The sequence below is a fragment of the Streptomyces sp. NPDC050528 genome, assembly GCF_044457795.1.
Lineage (GTDB): Bacteria > Actinomycetota > Actinomycetes > Streptomycetales > Streptomycetaceae > Streptomyces.
The window spans coordinates 60,376-77,012 of record NZ_JBITHH010000002.1 but is presented as its reverse complement, the minus strand read 5'-3'; the positions used below and the strand labels follow the sequence as shown (position 1 = coordinate 77,012).

Annotated in this window: 11 protein-coding genes and 1 riboswitch; of the genes, 3 read left to right on the top strand and 8 right to left on the bottom strand. The window is 72.1% G+C overall.

Annotated features, from left to right (window positions below):
• Nucleotide 1: 1 nt before the first annotated feature.
• The 8 genes from cobO to ACIBK4_RS07645 form a co-directional block, all read right to left on the bottom strand.
• Complete coding sequence (cobO, locus tag ACIBK4_RS07680; protein WP_033287085.1) at nucleotides 2–601, bottom strand: cob(I)yrinic acid a,c-diamide adenosyltransferase; 600 nt, start codon at nucleotides 599–601, stop codon at nucleotides 2–4.
• Entirely contained in the window at nucleotides 601–2,616 is a 2,016-nt protein-coding gene (locus tag ACIBK4_RS07675) for a putative cobaltochelatase (protein ID WP_398993122.1), read from the bottom strand. Before ACIBK4_RS07675 ends, cobO begins: the two co-directional genes overlap by 1 nt.
• Nucleotides 2,613–6,266 carry a cobaltochelatase subunit CobN gene (gene cobN, locus ACIBK4_RS07670; RefSeq protein ID WP_398993120.1) on the bottom strand — a complete coding sequence of 1,218 codons (3,654 nt, stop codon included), beginning with the start codon at nucleotides 6,264–6,266 and terminating at the stop codon, nucleotides 2,613–2,615. The genes ACIBK4_RS07675 and cobN overlap by 4 nt, the downstream gene beginning before the upstream one ends.
• Nucleotides 6,263–7,774, bottom strand: coding sequence for a cobyric acid synthase (locus ACIBK4_RS07665; protein ID WP_398993118.1), 1,512 nt, complete (start codon nucleotides 7,772–7,774; stop codon nucleotides 6,263–6,265). The genes cobN and ACIBK4_RS07665 overlap by 4 nt, the downstream gene beginning before the upstream one ends.
• Nucleotides 7,771–8,712, bottom strand: a complete 942-nt coding sequence (locus ACIBK4_RS07660; RefSeq protein WP_398993116.1) for a cobalamin biosynthesis protein — start codon at nucleotides 8,710–8,712, stop codon at nucleotides 7,771–7,773. The genes ACIBK4_RS07665 and ACIBK4_RS07660 overlap by 4 nt, the downstream gene beginning before the upstream one ends.
• A gap of 99 nt (nucleotides 8,713–8,811) precedes the next feature.
• Nucleotides 8,812–8,954, bottom strand: a riboswitch (cobalamin riboswitch).
• 152 nt (nucleotides 8,955–9,106) lie between these two features.
• Nucleotides 9,107–9,328: a hypothetical protein gene (locus ACIBK4_RS07655; RefSeq protein WP_033287090.1), complete on the bottom strand. Its 222-nt coding sequence runs from the start codon at nucleotides 9,326–9,328 to the stop codon at nucleotides 9,107–9,109.
• Between the two features lie 33 nt (nucleotides 9,329–9,361).
• Nucleotides 9,362–10,612, bottom strand: coding sequence for an anion permease (locus ACIBK4_RS07650; protein ID WP_398993114.1), 1,251 nt, complete (start codon nucleotides 10,610–10,612; stop codon nucleotides 9,362–9,364).
• A 198-nt stretch (nucleotides 10,613–10,810) separates the two neighbouring features.
• The gene (locus tag ACIBK4_RS07645) at nucleotides 10,811–11,671 is read right to left on the bottom strand and encodes a lysozyme (RefSeq protein WP_398993112.1); all 861 of its coding nucleotides are present in this window, start codon (nucleotides 11,669–11,671) and stop codon (nucleotides 10,811–10,813) included.
• Between the two features lie 196 nt (nucleotides 11,672–11,867).
• Between ACIBK4_RS07645 and ACIBK4_RS07640 the strand changes: the two genes are divergently transcribed.
• The 3 genes from ACIBK4_RS07640 (at nucleotide 11,868) to ACIBK4_RS07630 (ending at nucleotide 16,630) form a co-directional block, all read left to right on the top strand.
• Nucleotides 11,868–12,656 carry a class II aldolase/adducin family protein gene (locus ACIBK4_RS07640; protein ID WP_398993110.1) on the top strand — a complete coding sequence of 263 codons (789 nt, stop codon included), beginning with the start codon at nucleotides 11,868–11,870 and terminating at the stop codon, nucleotides 12,654–12,656.
• Between the two features lie 1,182 nt (nucleotides 12,657–13,838).
• Nucleotides 13,839–14,966 (top strand): alpha/beta hydrolase family protein, encoded by a 1,128-nt coding sequence (locus ACIBK4_RS07635; RefSeq protein WP_398993108.1) that lies wholly within the window; start codon nucleotides 13,839–13,841, stop codon nucleotides 14,964–14,966.
• Between the two features lie 254 nt (nucleotides 14,967–15,220).
• Nucleotides 15,221–16,630: a hypothetical protein gene (locus ACIBK4_RS07630; protein ID WP_398993106.1), complete on the top strand. Its 1,410-nt coding sequence runs from the start codon at nucleotides 15,221–15,223 to the stop codon at nucleotides 16,628–16,630.
• Nucleotides 16,631–16,637: the final 7 nt, after the last annotated feature.

The following is a 16,637-nucleotide window of genomic DNA, read 5'->3' as shown; positions in this document are numbered from 1 at the left end:
TTCACCACTCGATACCCCGCTGACCCTTCTGCCCGGCGTCCATGGGGTGCTTGACCTTGGACATGTCGGTGACGAGGTCGGCGTACTCGACGAGCTTCTCGGGCGCGTTCCGCCCGGTGATCACGACATGCTGCGTGCCAGGCCGATCCCGCAGCACGGAGACGACCTCATCGACATCGACCCACCCCCAGTGCATCGGATAGGCGAACTCGTCCAGCACGTACAGCTTGTAGGTCTCGGCGGCGAGATCCCGCTTGACCTGCTCCCACCCCTCGCGCGCCTTCTCCTCGTTGTCCATCTGGGAGTCGCGCTGAACCCACGACCACCCCTCGCCCATCTTGTGCCAGTCGACGGACCCACCCTCACCGGAGGCTCCGAGCACCCGAAGCGCGTTCTCCTCCCCGACCTTCCACTTCGCGGACTTGACGAACTGGAACACCCCGATCGGCCACCCCTGATTCCAGGCCCGCAACGCGAGCCCGAAAGCAGCAGTGGACTTGCCCTTCCCAACTCCCGTGTGCACAACGACAAGTGGCCGATTCCGCCGCTGACGGGTCGTCAACCCGTCATCCGGTACGACACTTGGCTGCCCCTGCGGCATTACGCGGCCCTCCTCTGTACGTCCTTCACGAGCCCGGCGATCGAATCGGCCCGCAACTCGTCGAGCGTCACCGCCGTACCGTCCAGTTCACCGGCCAACTGCCCGGCCAGCCCCAGCCGTACGGGCCCCGTCTCGCAGTCCACGACCACGGAGGCGACCCCGTCGGCGGCGAACAACCGCGCCGCCCGCCCGGCAAGCGCGACCGGCTCGGGCCCACCGGTGGCCCGCCCGTCGGTCACGAGAACAACCAACGCCCGACGGGCCGGATCCCGCAACCGCTCCACCCGCAACACGTCATGCGCCTTGAGCAGCCCGGCGGCAAGCGGCGTCCGCCCACCCGTCGGCAACGACTCCAGCCCTACGGCGGCGGCGTCCACGGACGAGGTCGGCGGCAACGCAACATCAGCGCTCGCCCCCCGGAAGGTCACCAGCCCCACCTTGTCCCGCCGTTGATACGCGTCCAACAGCAACGACAGCACAGCCCCCTTCACCGCACTCATCCGCTGCCGCGCCGCCATCGACCCGGACGCGTCCACGACGAACAGCACGAGGTTGCCCTCACGCCCCTCGCGCGTCGCCTGCCGCAGATCGTCCCGGCGCACGACCAGCCCACGCCCGGACCGTCCCCGGGCCAGTTGATGCGGAGCGGCCGCCTGGATGGTGGCCGCCAAGTGCAGCTTGGTGAGCGCCCCTTGGGGCCGCTTGGCCCCGGTGGTCCGCCCGTGCTCGGTCCGCGCCCGCGAACGCCGCCCGGCGGCACCCTCGCCGATCCCCGGCACACTCAACACCTTGGTACGGAAGGGCTCGGAGGCCCGCACGGGCTGCTGCTCACCCGAGCCCGCGCCGGAAGGCTGCGGCTCCCCGCCCTCGCCGGCCTCGGGCTGCGCGCCCGTGTCATCACCCTGGGGCCCATCGGAGTCCGGCTGCTGCCCGCCACCCCCACCGGGACCGTCAGGACCGCCGTCCGGATCGGGATCGTCCTCGGGCCCCTGCTCCGGCTCCTGCTCCGCGAACTCCTCCAACGTCTCGTCGAGCTTGTTCTCGTCAAGTCCCGGCGCGTCGAAGGGATTTCGCCGCCGCCGGTGCGGCAGCGCGAGCAACGCGGCCTGCCGTACGTCCTCGGCGAGCACGTCCGTCCGCCCGGCCCACGCGGCCAGCGCGGTCGCCGTACGGGCCATCACGATGTCGGCCCGCATCCCGTCCACCTCGAAGGCCGCACAGGTCGCCGCGATCTGCCGCAACGCCCCGTCGCCCAGCCGTACGGACGGCAACAGCGCACGCGCGGCGATGATTTGGGCTCGTACGGCGGACTCCTCGTCCGCCCAGCGCGCGGTGAACCCGGCCGGATCGTCGTCGTAGGCGAGCCTACGCCGGACGACCTCGACCCGCTGGTCGGGCTCCCGGGAGGCGGCGACCTCGACGGTCAGGCCGAAGCGGTCGAGCAACTGCGGGCGCAGTTCGCCCTCTTCGGGGTTCATCGTGCCGACGAGCAGGAAGCGGGCGGCGTGCCGGACGGAGACGCCTTCGCGTTCGACGTACGACGCGCCCATCGCCGCCGCGTCCAGCAGCAGGTCGACCAGGTGGTCGTGGAGGAGGTTGACCTCGTCGACGTAGAGGATGCCCCGGTGTGCGTCGGCGAGCAGGCCGGGTTCGAAGGCCTTGACGCCCTCGGCGAGTGCCCGCTCGATGTCGAGCGCGCCGACGAGCCGGTCCTCGGAGGCTCCGACCGGCAACTCGACCATGCGAGCGGGGCGTTGGGCCCCGGGCCCGGTCTCGTGCGGGCCGTCCGGGCAGGCCGGGTCGGGCGCGGCGGGGTCGCAGGAGAAACGGCAGCCGGGGACGACGGCGACCTCCGGCAGCAGCGCCGAAAGGGCGCGTACCGCCGTCGACTTGGCGGTGCCCTTCTCGCCGCGCACCAGCACACCGCCGACCGCCGGCGACACGGCGTTCAGCAGCAGCGCGAGCCGCAGATCGTCCTGGCCGACAACGGCCGTGAACGGAAAGGGAGTTGTCACTGGTCGTCGCCCTCCAGGTCGCCTTCGAGCTCCAGATAGGTGGCCCGCAGTCGTTCCAGCGTGTCCGCGTCCGGCTCGGCCCACAGCCCGCGCTCGGCCGCTTCGAGCAGCCGCTCGGTGATGCCGCGCAGCGCCCACGGGTTGGACTTCTTCATGAAGTCCCGGTTCTCCGGGTCGAAGACGTACTCCGCGCTGAGCTTCTCGTACATCCAGTCGTCCACGACCCCGGCCGTCGCGTCGTACCCGAAGAGGTAGTCGACGGTCGCCGCCATCTCGAAGGCGCCCTTGTAGCCGTGGCGCCGCATCGCCGCCATCCAGCGGGGGTTGACCACGCGGGCGCGGAAGACGCGGTGGGTCTCCTCGCCCAGCGTGCGGGTCTTCACCTGGTCCGGGGTGGCGGAGTCGCCGACGTACGCCTCGGGGGAGGTGCCGGTCAGGTGGCGGACCATGGCGACCATGCCGCCGTGGTACTGGAAGTAGTCGTCCGCGTCGACGAGATCGTGCTCGCGGGTGTCAACGTTCTTGGCCGCTACGGCAATTCGCTTGAACGCCGTCTCCATGTCCCCGCGCGCCGCCCGACCGTCGAGTCCGCGCCCGTACGCGTAACCGCCCCACACGGCGTACACCTCGGCGAGGTCCGCGTCGCTGCGCCAGTTCCGCGCGTCGATCAGCGGCAGCAGACCGGCGCCGTACGCGCCCGGCTTGGAGCCGAAGATGCGGGCCGTGGCCCTGCGCCGGTCGCCGTGTTCGGCGGTGTCCTCGTCGGCGTGCTTGCGGACGTAGTTGGACTCCGGCGGCTCCTCCAGCTCGGCCACCGCCCGCACCGCGTCGTCGATCAGCCCGACGACGTGCGGGAACGCGTCCCGGAAGAACCCGGAGATCCGCACCGTGACGTCGATGCGCGGCCGGCCCAACTCCGTGACGGGCACGATCTCGAAGCCGGTCACCCGGCGCGAGGCGTCGTCCCAGACGGGACGGCAGCCCAGCAGCGCGAGGATCTCGGCGATGTCGTCGCCCTGGGTGCGCATCGCCGACGTGCCCCACACCGTGAGGCCGACGGACTGGGGGAACTCGCCGTTGTCCTGGAGGTACCGCTGCACCAGGGAGTCGGCGAGTGCCTGCCCGACCTCCCAACTCAGCCTGGACGGGATGGCCTTGGGGTCGACCGAGTAGAAGTTTCGGCCGGTCGGCAGGACGTTGACCAGACCGCGGGTCGGGGAACCCGACGGACCCGCCGGGACGTAACCGCCGTTCAGGGCAAGGAGGATGTGGTCGATCTCATCGGTCGTGCGGGCGAGCCGGGGTACGACCTCGGCGCAGGCGAACTCCAACACCGCTACGGCGTCCGGGAGTTCGGTGCCGATGACGGCACGGACGAGCGCCGGGACCGCCGTGACCTCCCACTCCTGGGACTCCATGCCCTCCGCGAACCGGCGGCACAGCTGCTCCAGCAGATCGATCGCGTCAGCGGCGGAACGGGCGGGGCCGTCGACCAGCTCGGTCAGCTCCACCGGCACCTTCACGGGAGCGCCCGGCTCAGCCAGCAACTCCTTCTCGACCAGCCCGAAGTGCTCCGCCAGCGCGGCCCGCAGACCCGGCAGCGCGTTCGCCTGCCCGCCCCACACCTGCGAGGCGCGCAGCACGGCGAGCACGAGGTTCACCCGCGCCTCACCGACCGGGCCGCCGCCGAGGATGTGCAGCCCGTCGCGGATCTGCACGTCCTTGATCTCGCACAGATAGCCGTCGATGTGCATCACGAACTCGTCGAACGCCGCGTCGTCCGGCTGGTCGTCGACATGCAGGTCGTGGTGCAGCTCGGCCGCCTTCACCAGCGTCCAGATCTGCGCGCGCACGGCCGGTGCCTTCGTCGGGTCCAGATCGGACACGAGGGCGTACTCGTCGAGGAGTTGCTCCAGCTTGGCCAGGTCGCCGTACGTGTCGGCACGCGCCATCGGCGGCACCAGGTGGTCGACGACCGTGGCGTGACCGCGCCGCTTGGCCTGCGTCCCCTCTCCGGGGTCGTTGACGATGAACGGGTAGATCAGGGGGAGTTCACCCAGCACGGCGTCGGGCGCGCAGCCGCTGCTGAGCCCAAGTCCCTTGCCGGGCAGCCATTCCATGGTGCCGTGCTTGCCCATGTGGATGATCGCGTCGGCGCCGAAGCTGTTGTCCAGCCAGCGGTACGCGGCCATGTAGTGGTGCGACGGCGGCATGTCGGGGTCGTGGTAGATCGCGATCGGGTTCTCACCGAAGCCGCGCGGGGGTTGGATCATGACCACGACGTTTCCGAACTGGAGGGATGCCAGCACGATGTCGTCGCCGTCGACGTAAAGGTTGCCGGGCGGCTCACCCCACGCGTCCAACATGCCCTGCCTGAGCTCCGGTTCGAGCTTGTCGAACCACGCCTGGTAGTCGGCGAGCGGCACGCGCGCGGGCGCGGCGGCCAGTTGCTCCTCGGTGAGCCATTCGACGTCGTGGCCACCGGCGTTGATCAGCCGATGGATCAACTCGTCTCCGTTGTTCGGGTGTTCGTCGACCCCGTACCCGGCGTCCCGCAACGCGTCCAGCACCCGAATCGCCGAGGCGGGCGTGTCCAGGCCCACCGCGTTGCCGACACGCGAGTGCTTGGTCGGATAGGCGGTGAACACGACCGCGAGCTTCTTCTCGGCGTTCGGCTTGTGCTTCAACTGCGCGTGCCGTACGGCGATTCCGGCGACCCGCGCGGCCCGCTCGGGGTCGGCGACGTAGACCGGGACATCGTCCGGGCCCTGCTCCTTGAAGGAGAACGGGACCGTGATGAGGCGGCCGTCGAACTCCGGGATCGCGACCTGCATCGCCGCGTCCATGGGGGAGAGGGCGGCATCCGACTCGTCCCAGGCCGCCCTGGACGTCGTAAGGCAAAGTCCTTGCAGCACAGGGACGTTGAGGTCGGCGAGGGCGCCGATGTCCCAGGCCTCCTCGTCGCCGCCGGCCGAGGCCTGGGAGGCGTGGGTGCCGCCGGAGGCGAGGACGGTGGCGATGAGCGCGTCGGCCTTGCCGAGGATCTCGTACAGCCCGGAGTCGGCGCCGCGCAGTGAACCGCAGTACACGGCAAGGGCGTTGGCGCCCTTCGCCTCGATCTGCTCGCAGAGGGTGTCCACGAAGGCGGTGTTGCCGGAGAGGTGGTGCGCCCGGTAGAAGAGCACGCCGACCGTCGGGCGGCCCTCGACGAAGGCGCGCTCGCCGTGGACGCCGAACTCGGCCATCTTCTGCGGCTCTTCGAAACCCTCGCCGGTGAGCAGCACGGTGTCCGAGAGGAAGCGGGCGAGTTCGGTGAGGTTGTCCGGGCCGCCCTCGACGAGATAGCGCAGTGCCTCGGCGACGACACCGGCCGGTACCGACGACTCGGCCATCAACTCCGCGTCGGGGACGGTCTCTCCGCCCAGCAGCACGGTCGGGATGCCGGAGGCCTTGAGCGCGGCGAGCCCGTCCTCCCAGGCGCGCTTGCCGCCGAGCAGTCGTACGACGGCGATGTCCGAACCGGCGATCAGGGCGGGGAGTTCCTCCGCCGCGTCCACCCGGGACGGGTTGCCGATCCGGTACCCGGCGCCGGAGGCCCGGGCCGCCAGCAGATCCGTGTCGGCGGTCGACAACAACAACACTGTGCTCATGCGGGCGCTCCCGGTGGAATGAAAGGCAGTCCTTGTGGCGCGCCGGACTCGATGAGTCGCCAGAGCGCGTCCGTGTCCGCGTGCTGTTCGATGAGGTCGCCGAGCCGGTCGAGCTGCTCCTCGCGCAGCGCGGCGAACGAGGTGTCGGGCGCCGGTTCGAACCGGCGGCCCGCGGCGGCCGCCACCTCGCGCAGGAACGCCCGCCGGAACCCGTCCGACTCCAGCGAGCCGTGCCAGTGGGTGCCCCAGGTCTGACCGACCCGGCACCCGTCCAAGAAGGCTTCGCCGCCGGTCAGTTGGGCGACCCCGTGATGGATCTCGTACCCCTCGACCGGCTCGCCGAGGGCTTCGCCCACCGGCCGGGTGAGGGTCTTCTCGCGCGCGAACCGCACGCGCAGCGGCAGGACGCCGAGCCCGTCGACCGACCCCTGCCGGCTCTCGATCTCGTCGTCGATGTGCTCGCCGAGGATCTGGAAGCCGCCGCAGATCCCGAGGATCGGGCGTTGCTCGGCGGCCCGGCGGACGAGGGCGTCCCCAAGTCCCCGCTCCCGCAGCCACTCCAGCGCCTTCACCGTCCCCCGAGTCCCGGGGATCACGACGAGATCGGCGTCGGCCAACTCCTCCGGCCGGTCCACGAACCGCACCACGACGCCCGGTTCGGCGGCCAGCGCGTCCACGTCCGTGAAGTTCGACATGAGGGGGATCGCGCAGACGGCGACCCGCAGCACGTCCTCGCCGACCGGAGGCGCGGTGTTCGACTCGCGCACCGTCCCGCGCAGCGAGATCCGCAGCCCGTCCTCCTCGTCGATCCCGAGGCCGTGCCGGAACGGCAGCACGCCGTACGTCCGCCGCCCGGTGAGGCCGAGCAGCATCTCCAACCCCGGTTCCAGCAGCGACACATCGCCGCGGAACTTGTTGACGAGGAACCCGGCGACGAACGCCTGGTCCTCGGGGCTGAGCAGCGCGACGGTGCCGAAGAAGGAGGCGAAGACGCCCCCGCGATCGATGTCGCCGACGACGAGAACGGGCAGTTGGGCGTTGCGCGCGATGCCCATGTTCACGATGTCCGTCCGCCGAAGATTGATCTCGGCGGGACTGCCGGCCCCCTCACAGATCACCGCGTCATACGTGCCCCGCAACTCGGCGAGACAGTCCAACACCGTGCCGAGCAGCGCCTCTTGGCGCCCGCCGTGATAGCCGCGCGCACTCATCTCGCCAACTGGCTTGCCCATGAGGACCACTTGGCTGGTGCGGTCGCTGCCCGGCTTGAGGAGGACGGGGTTCATCAGCGCGGTCGGCTCGATGCGGCACGCCTGCGCCTGCATGGCCTGGGCCCGACCGATCTCGGCACCTTCGCGCGTCACGAACGAGTTCAGGGACATGTTCTGCGCCTTGAACGGCGCGACCTTCACCCCCTGCCGCACCAGCCACCGGCAGATCCCGGCGGTCACGACACTCTTGCCGGCGTCCGAGGTGGTCCCGGCCACCAACAACCCACCGCCGCTCATGACGTGCGTCCCTTCACGAGGAGCCGCCCGGCGACACTGACCCCGAGCGCGAGCAGACCGACGCGCCGGGACAGCCGTACGGCACGCGCGATGTCCGGTACGGCGACGGGGCGTCCGTCGCCGTTGAGCACGGGCCGGTGCTCGACCCGGCCGCCGTAGGAGAGCGTGCCGCCGAGGCGTACGCCGAGGGCGCCCGCGAAGGAGGCCTCCACGGGGCCCGCGTTGGGGCTCGGGTGTTTGCGGGCGTCGGTGCGCCAGGCGCGGGCGGCGCCGCGCGGGTCGCCGCCCGCCACGGTCGCAAGGGCGGCGGTGAGGCGGGCGCCCGGCCAGCCGGCGACGTCGTCGAGGCGGGCCGAAGCCCAGCCGTAGCGGCGGTACTTGGGCGACTTGTGGCCGACCATGGCGTCGAGGGTGTTCACGGCGCGGAAGCCGAGCAGGCCCGGGACGCCCGCGATGCCGCCCCAGACCAGGGCGCCGACGACCGCGTCGGAGGTGTTCTCGGCGACGGACTCGACCACGGCCCGGGCGATCCCGTCGGCGTCGAGGGACTGCGGGTCCCGTCCGCAGAGGTGGGGGAGCCGTGCCCGCGCACCGTCGATGTCCCCGGCCTCCAGCGCGCGCCCGATGACCCCGGCCTCGCGTGCGAGCGAGGTCCCGCCGACGACGGCCCAGGTGGCTGCGGCGGTGAGGGCGGCAGAGGCCGTACGAGACGGTCGTAGGGCCGAAGTGGCCGCGGTGGCGAGGGCGATGGTGCCACCGACGCACACGGCGGTGTGCAGGGCGCCCCAGCCCCGGTGGTCGCGCCACAGCACCTGTTCCACGGCACCGGCGGCACGGCCGAACGCGGCGACCGGGTGCCCGCGGCGGGGATCGCCGAGGAGGTGGTCGCCGAGGAGGCCGGCGGCGGCGCCGTACGCGAAGACGCGATCGGCACGCATCGGGTCAGCCGATCACTGAGTCGGACACGGGGATGGTGCGGGACCTCGAACGGCAGCCGAGCATGGCGATTTGTCCTCACTCAGGGTGTCCACGCCCTGGTTCGACGAGACCGGCGGTGAGAGTTCCTGGCTCCCGGGGGTGTCTACCCCGGTGACAGTGGCGGGACCGCGCCGGATTCGCACCGGCTTCCTCTCCTGCCGCCGTATATGGCTCCGGCAGTCCACCATGCTGTTGGAAGGGCCGTCAACTTGCTGTTGACCTGCGGGGACGGAGTGTGCTGATGCCCACACGCGAGGGGCCGGAGGGGGCACGCGGACGTGGGGGGGGGGGGGGGGGGGGGGGGGGGCCCCCCCCCCCCCCCCCCCCCCCACGTCGAGTTCACCTGGCGGCCGGTCAGGCCACGATCAGATAGATCCCGTACGCCACCGCCGCCGCGCAGGCCGCGAAGCAGGCGTACGCGCCGGTCAGGGCGAGAGGCGCGGAGTCGCCCTGGGCGGTGGCGCGTTCGCGGCGGGAGAGGCCGACGATGCCGAGGGTGAAGACCGCCACGAGGGAGACGGTGGCCACGAGGCTGACGCCGAAGACGGAGCCGAGGGCTGCCCAGTCGATGTGCATGCTGATTCGTTCCTTCGTGTCCGGGGCGCGGGCTCAGACGGCGGCGGCCGGCGGTGTCGCCGGGTCGGACTTCGCGAGGGTGGGCGGGGAGGGGATCGTCGCCGACAGGCCCTCGGAGAGGGCGACCGACGGGGGCGGCGGGGTGACGGCGGCGATCGCGGTGGTGACCACGCCGGCCGGTTCGTCGATCTCGTTGACGTTCGAGGCGTCGACGACCTGGCGGCGGGAGAGCAGCCAGATGCCGGTGCTGGAGGCGACCAGGAAGACGGCCACCAGGGCGGTGCCCCAGTCGCCGAGGTCGGTCACGGACTCGGCGAGCGCGCCGACCAGTGCGGCGGCCGGCAGCGTGAGCCCCCAGGCGACGAACATCCGGGTCGCGGTCGACCAGCGGACGACCCCGCCCTTGCGGCCGAGGCCCGCACCCATCACCGAACCGGAGACGGCGTGCGTGGTGGAGAGGGAGAAGCCGATGTGCGAGGAGGCCAGGATGACCGCGGCGGCGCTGGTCTGGGCGGCGAAGCCCTGCTGCGGCTGGAGGTCGGTCAGGCCCTTGCCCATCGTGCGGATGATGCGCCAGCCGCCGATGTACGTGCCCATCGCGATCGCCAGACCGGCGGAGAGGATGACCCAGGTGGGCGGGTCCGAGTCGGGGGCGATGGAGCCGCCGGCGACCAGGGCCAGGGTGATGATGCCCATCGTCTTCTGCGCGTCGTTCGTGCCGTGGGCCAGCGAGACCAGGCCGGCGGAGGCGATCTGGCCGACGCGGAAGCCCTTGTCGGCGGCCTTGCCGCCCGCGTTGCGGCTCAGGGCGTAGGAGAAGCGGGTGGCGAGCATCGCCGCGACGCCCGCGACGACCGGGGCGGCGAGCGCCGGCAGCAGCACCTTGGTGACCAGGACGTCACCGTGGACCGCGCCGGTGCCGGCCGAGGCGATGGTCGCGCCGATCAGGCCGCCCATCAGGGCGTGCGAGGAACTGGACGGCAGGCCGACGAGCCAGGTCACCAGGTTCCAGAGGATCGCGCCGACCAGGGCGGCGAAGATGACCTCGGGCCGGATGCCGCTCTCGTCGACGAGCCCCTTGGAGATCGTGTTGGCGACCTCCACGGAGAGAAAAGCGCCCACCAGGTTGAGGGTGGCCGACATGGCCACCGCGACCTTGGGCTTGAGCGCACCGGTCGAGATGGTGGTGGCCATCGCGTTGGCGGTGTCGTGGAAACCGTTCGTAAAATCGAACGCGAGTGCGGTAACGACCACAATCGCGAGGATCAGCGAGAAGTTTTCCATTTACCCAGGCAATCGTTCGAGGTCATCGGCGCGTTGACCGTAGGCAATCTGAATGAACGGAAGATGAACTAGGGGGGTATCCGTGGTGGCCGAATTGCCTGGTGAGTGCCTGGTGGGTGTCTGGCGGACGCCCGGTGGGTGTCTGGTGAGCGCCCGGGGGCGCCTGGGGGATGTGTCGTGGGTCGTCGCGCGGGTCGTCTAGTAGCCCCGGGCGAACTTCCGCAGTTGGCTCACCGTCCCGTTGAAGAGATTCTGGTCACCCGGCAGGCTCCCGCTGTTGTCGTACTGCCAGAAGGTCCAGTACGACCATCCGGCGGGCAGTGAGCCCGCGTCCGCCGACTCGTGGCGGGCGATCCAGAGGGCGTGTGTCGAGGCGAGGGCCGCGCTGTTGCCCGTGCAGGTCTTCCACCACAGGGCGGTCGTGTAGATCACCGGGCGGCGGCCGGTCTCCTGCTTCACCTCGGCGCTGAAGGCCTTGATCCAGTTGACCATTCCGGTCTTGCTCAGGCCGTAGCAGGGGTGTTTCTTGTCGTACGGGTTGTTCTCGATGTCCAGCGCCGGCGGCAGCGTCCAGCCGTCCGCCTTCCAGTCGCCGCCGTGCGCCACGAAGTACGCGGCCTGGCTCCCGCCCGACGACCTGTCCGGCAGGGCGAAGTGGTACGCGCCGCGGATGATGCCGGCCTTGCGGGCGCCGTCGTACTGCTGACCGAAGTACGGGTTGCGGTAGGTGGTCGACTCGGTCGCCTTGACGTAGACGAACGTGGCGCCCTTCGCCTTCGCACTCGGCCAGTTGACGTTCTTCTGGTGCGAGGAGACGTCGTGGCCTTTCACCGGGCTCGCGGCGACGGCGCCGGCGGCGGTGGCCGGGGTCTCGGCGAGCGCGAGGGTGGTGGCGCCGACGGTGAGTGCGGCGAGGGCGGCTGCGGCGAGGCGGGCGCGGGGGTGGGGGTGGATGTGGGGACGGGTGCGAAGGCGGGTGCCGGTGCGGGTGTCGGTGCTGGCGTCGGTGCCGGCGTTGGTGCTGGCGCGGGTCAGGGACGGTTTGCGATCACGGGCCATGTTTCCCCCGGGAATGGCGGCGTGCACGACAAATCCTCCAGAGGTTATTGGAAGATCTGTCGACGCCGGTCGGTCTCCGGCCAAGCGGCCGGAGTGGGTGGTTGGCACCCATATGTCATCTTTCGGATGTGCGGCTTCCGGCCTAAAGTGCCTTCGCCCGAACGTGCGTTGGAGCACCGGCTGGCAGGATCGCGGCATGGCTGAGCAACGGCGGGACCAGCGGGACGGGCGGGGCGCCCGGGAGAGTGCGGGGGCTATGGGGGACGCGCGGAGGAGGAGTGTGCGCGCCGAGGAGGCGCACGCCTGGGGCGCACTCGTCGCGACAGCGCGCCGGACGGTCTCCGACGGCCTGGTCGTCGGCACCTCCGGAAACGTCTCGGTGCGCGTCGGCGACACCGTCCTGGTCACACCGTCGGGCGTTCCCTACGACCGCCTCGCCCCCGCGGATACGGTCGGCGTCGACCTGGACGGCCGACAAGTTCTCGGCACCCTGCTCCCGACGAGCGAACTCCCCATGCATCTCGCCGTCTACCGCACCACCGACGCCCACGCCGTCGTCCACACCCACGCCGTCCACGCGACGGCCGTCTCGACCCTCGTCCCCGAACTCCCCTCCGTCCACTACATGTCCGGCGCCCTCGGCGGCCCGGTCCGAGTTGCCCCGTATGCGACCTACGGCACGGAGGAGTTGGCCGAGAACATGCTCCGGGCCCTGACGGACCGCTCCGCCTGCCTCCTCCAGAATCACGGCACGATCGCCTACGGCACGTCCCTGGACCAGGCGTTCGACCGCACGGCCCAGCTGGAGTGGATGTGCCGGTTGTGGCTGACGGCTTCGTCGGTGCCGGGGTTGTCGCCGACGTTGCTGACGGGGGAGCAGGTGGCTGAGGCGGGGGAGCGGTTGCGGGGGTATGGGCAAGGGGGCGCGCGGCCTATGGGCAAGGGGGCGCGCGGCGGGGGGAGGGGTGAGGGTGCGGTGAGGTGAGGCGTGAGGGTGCGGAGGGGTGAGGGTGCGGTGAGGTGAGGCGTGAGGGTGCGGAGGGGTGAGGGTGCGGCGAGGTGAGGCGTGAGGGTGCGGTGAGGCGTGAGGAGTGAGGGCGGGGTGGAGGGCGAGAGCGCGGCGTGGTGAGGGGAAGCGCGCTGAGGTGTGGGGGAAGGGGCGGCGGTAGTGGGAGGGCGGGGCTGGCTCGGGCGAGGGGCGAGGGGCGAGGGGGAGAGCGTGGCGAAGCGGGGGTGCGGGTGCGGGCGAGGCGGCGAGGGTGGCTGGGGTGAGGGAACGAGTGGACGGGAGAGCGAGGGTGGGCGCGGCGAGGGCTAGGGGCACTGTCGACGGCCGGTTCTTCCGCGGTGCGCTTCCGGCGGCTGCCGGAGAGGACCCTCCGACGGAGCCGAGCTGCCCCGCGTCACCCACACAGCCTCGTCTCGTGCTCGTCCCCGTGGCTCTGCGGTACCGGCCCGCCTCGAACAATCCCCGCGTCCCGTGCGACCGGCGGCCTCGGCGTCGCGTCGTGCCACCAACCCGTCGCGTATCACCCTTGAGTCACCCTTGAGGTCCCGCGCAACCGGCACCGTCCCCTCACCACCACCCTCATCACCACTCAAACAGTGCCCGTGACCACCGGCATGGTGTCTCGCGCCGTCACCGAGACGTCCCGGCCTCCGGGCACCCGCGCCCGGCACCCCAAGCAGGACCCGCCATTGCTCCGCTCCTGCCGCCATCACCAGGACACCCAGCCTCTCCCGCACACCTCCGTCCGGTACCCCAAGCAGGACCCGCCACCGCTCCGTCCGCGCCGTCATCACCAGGACACTCAGCCCCTCCCGCATACCCGCGCCCGACACCCCAAGCAGGACCCGCCACCGCTCCGCCCCTGCCGCCATCACCAGGACACCCAGCCCCCCCGCACACCTCCGCCCGGCACTTCCAAGCGGGCGCCAGCCACCATTGGCTCCGTCGCTGCTGCCACCCCCGGGGCACCCTCCCGGGCCTCCGGAACACCCCCTCCCGGGGCACCTTCGCCCACTCCATGCAGCGCCCGCCCCACCGGCACGGCCTCACCGGCACCGCCCCACCCCCCACCGAAACACCCCGCCCTCGATACCCCCCGCCCGAAACCCCACCCCCCTCCGGCTGGCCGGTAGCCGGGTCCCCCGGGACACTGGACCCGTGCGCACAGTCAAAGCGACGGCCGCGGCCGTCTCCGTGGCCCTCGCGGCCGGTGTCGCCGGTGTTGCCGCCGGGCGGTATGCCAGTGACGCCGCGCTGAAGGCGCCGCCCGGACGCCCGCTGCCGACCGAACCCCGGCTCACGGTGCACTCCACCGCCGCCGGCCAGATCGCCCTCACCCGGGACCTCGCCTCGCTGCGCCCGGGCACGTACGGGCTCGCCGGTGACGGTACCCACGCCGTCGTCGGTTCCGTCGTCGAGACCGCGTCGCCCTCCGCAGACGCCGTCGTACGCCGCCTGGAACGCGTCACCCACGGCACCCTCCGCCCTGGCGACAAGGTGTGGCTCACCCCGAACGTCCACATCGGCAATCCGAGCGCCGCCCTCGGCCTGGACCACGCCGACATCGACATCCCCGGCGAACTCGGCTCCCTGCCCGCGTGGTTCGTACCCGGGGCGCGCAGCACCTGGGTGATCGCGGTGCACGGACTGGCCGCCACGCGCGAACTCTCCCTGAACGTCATGGAGTTCCTGCACCGCAACAGCTTCCCGGTGCTCGCCCTCGCCTACCGCGGCGACCTGGGCGCACCCCGCAACCCCGACGGCCTGAACCACCTCGGCGAGACCGAGTGGCGCGACCTGGACGCGGCGATCCGCTACGCCGTGCGGTACGGCGCCGAGCACGTCGTCCTCTACGGCTGGTCCACCGGCGCCACCATGGCCCTGCGCGCCGCCGCCCACTCCGCGCTGCGCGACCACGTCTCCGGCCTGGTGCTGGACTCCCCGGTGCTGGACTGGGAGACGACGCTGCGCGCCCTCGCCACCGCCCGGCACACCCCGGGCGCGCTGCTGCCGCTCGCGGTCCGCGCCGCCCAGGGCCGCACCGGGCTGCACGGCGACCGCATCGCCGAGGCCGCCGACCCGACCCGGCTCAAGGTCCCGACCCTGATCTTCCACGGCCCGGACGACACCGTGGCCCCCTGGACCCTCTCCCGCCGCTTCGCCGCGCACCGCCCCGACCTGATCACCCTCCAGCCGGTCGCCCACGCCCCGCACAGCGCGATGTGGAACGCCGACCCGGCCGGCTACGAGGAGATCCTGCGCCGCTTCCTGACCCCGCTGATGTGATCCGCGCCCCGGCGGTGTCATCCGCGCACCGCCGACGTGATCCACCGGCCCGTACCGGACGCCCTCTTTCACCATCCCGACTCCCCTCCCGGGCTCCCACCCCCTCCACACCGCGCCGACCTTCCGTTTAGCCCTGTACCACTGGCCTGATCCCGGTCCCCAGCTGCCCGCGAGACCCCGTGCCTTGGCCCTCCCCGTCGCCCGCCGTGACATTCCGTTTGGGTTTTCGGACCGTCAACCGGAAGACTGCACCCGTGACGTCCCGTATCCCGCGCGACTCCAGGCTTCGACTCGTCCGCCCGCGACCCCTGGCCGCCGCCCCCCGAGCGATGAACCAGCGGCGCTCGCGCCGCCCCGCGCCCCGCCCTCCGGAGGGCACACCGGCCCCCGCGGAACTGGCCAGAATGGCACGCTCCGGCCTGGCCGGAGCCGCCCGCGTCGCCCACTGGGCCGACGCCGCACTACGCCCCGGCCGTGACAGCGCGAGCCCCGACGGCAAGGGCACCCTCTCCGACGCGACCGCCGAACTCGCGGCCGCGGAGCTGGGCCTGACCCCGGCTCAGGTCCGCGCCGACTGGGACACCGCCCGCCTCGCCGGCCTCGTCGAGGTGCACGGCGACGAAGCCCGCCCCGGCTGGCGACTGCGTGCCTGGGACCGCGACGACAGCGCCGTCCTGCGCGGCTGGGTCGCCCTCTTCGACGCCTGGTCGCTCGCCCACCCCGAACCCCGGGAGCACGAGCCCTCAGCCGTCGCCGAGGTCGTCTCGGCCATGCCCCAGGTGCTCTCCTTCCTCCAGCTGTCCGCCGGCCCCGTCCCCGTCGAACAGCTCCTCGACCTCCTCGGCCAACGGGTCACCGAACTGCGCACCGAGCGCTGCGAGATCCCCTACGGCCCCCAGCCCGAACCCGTCCAGCAGCCCCCGGCCGCCGACACCCCCGACACCCCTCTCGACCCCCTCCTCGACTGGGCCCTGCACGCCCTCGCGTCCGTCGGCGCCCTCACCTACGGCGACGCCCAGGCCACCCTCACCCCGCTCGGCAGCTGGGCGGTCTGGGTCAAGCTGGAGCAGATCTGCGTCGCCGCGCAGAGCCCCGCCGGGAACATCGAGCAGTCCGCCGAGGACATGCTCCGCGGCTGCTCCCAGCTCCGCCCGAACGCCGCCCGCGCCGAATACCGCGCCTGGCTCGCCGCCCGCACCGTGGGCACCGCCGTCGGCCAGCTGATCGACGCCGCCCGCGGCGAGGACGCCCTGCTGCGCGGCCTCGCCTTCGAGGCGCTGCGCGTCGTAGGAGCCCCCGCGGAGCCCGACGTCCGTGCCGTAGCCGACGAGGCGACCCTGCGGCCGTACGCCCTGCTGTGGCTCGCGGAGCACGACGGGATCGACCCGGAGGACGCCCACGAGGTCCTCACCCGCGAAGAGGCCACCTGGCTGTGGGTCGACAGCGCCGCCGCCGTCGCCGACCACGGGGAGGCTCCGCTGCTGGTGCGGCACCTGGAGTCCGCCATCCAGCCGACCGTCCCGATGCTCCTCGACGAGGTGCGCGCCGTAGGACATCCCCGCACCGTGCAGGTCCTCGTCGCGCTCGCCGCCGCCCACCCCGACCCGGCCCTCGCCAAGGCCGTACGCCGGGCGGCCTTCCAGGTGCACACGGGAGGAAGCTAGACGCGAA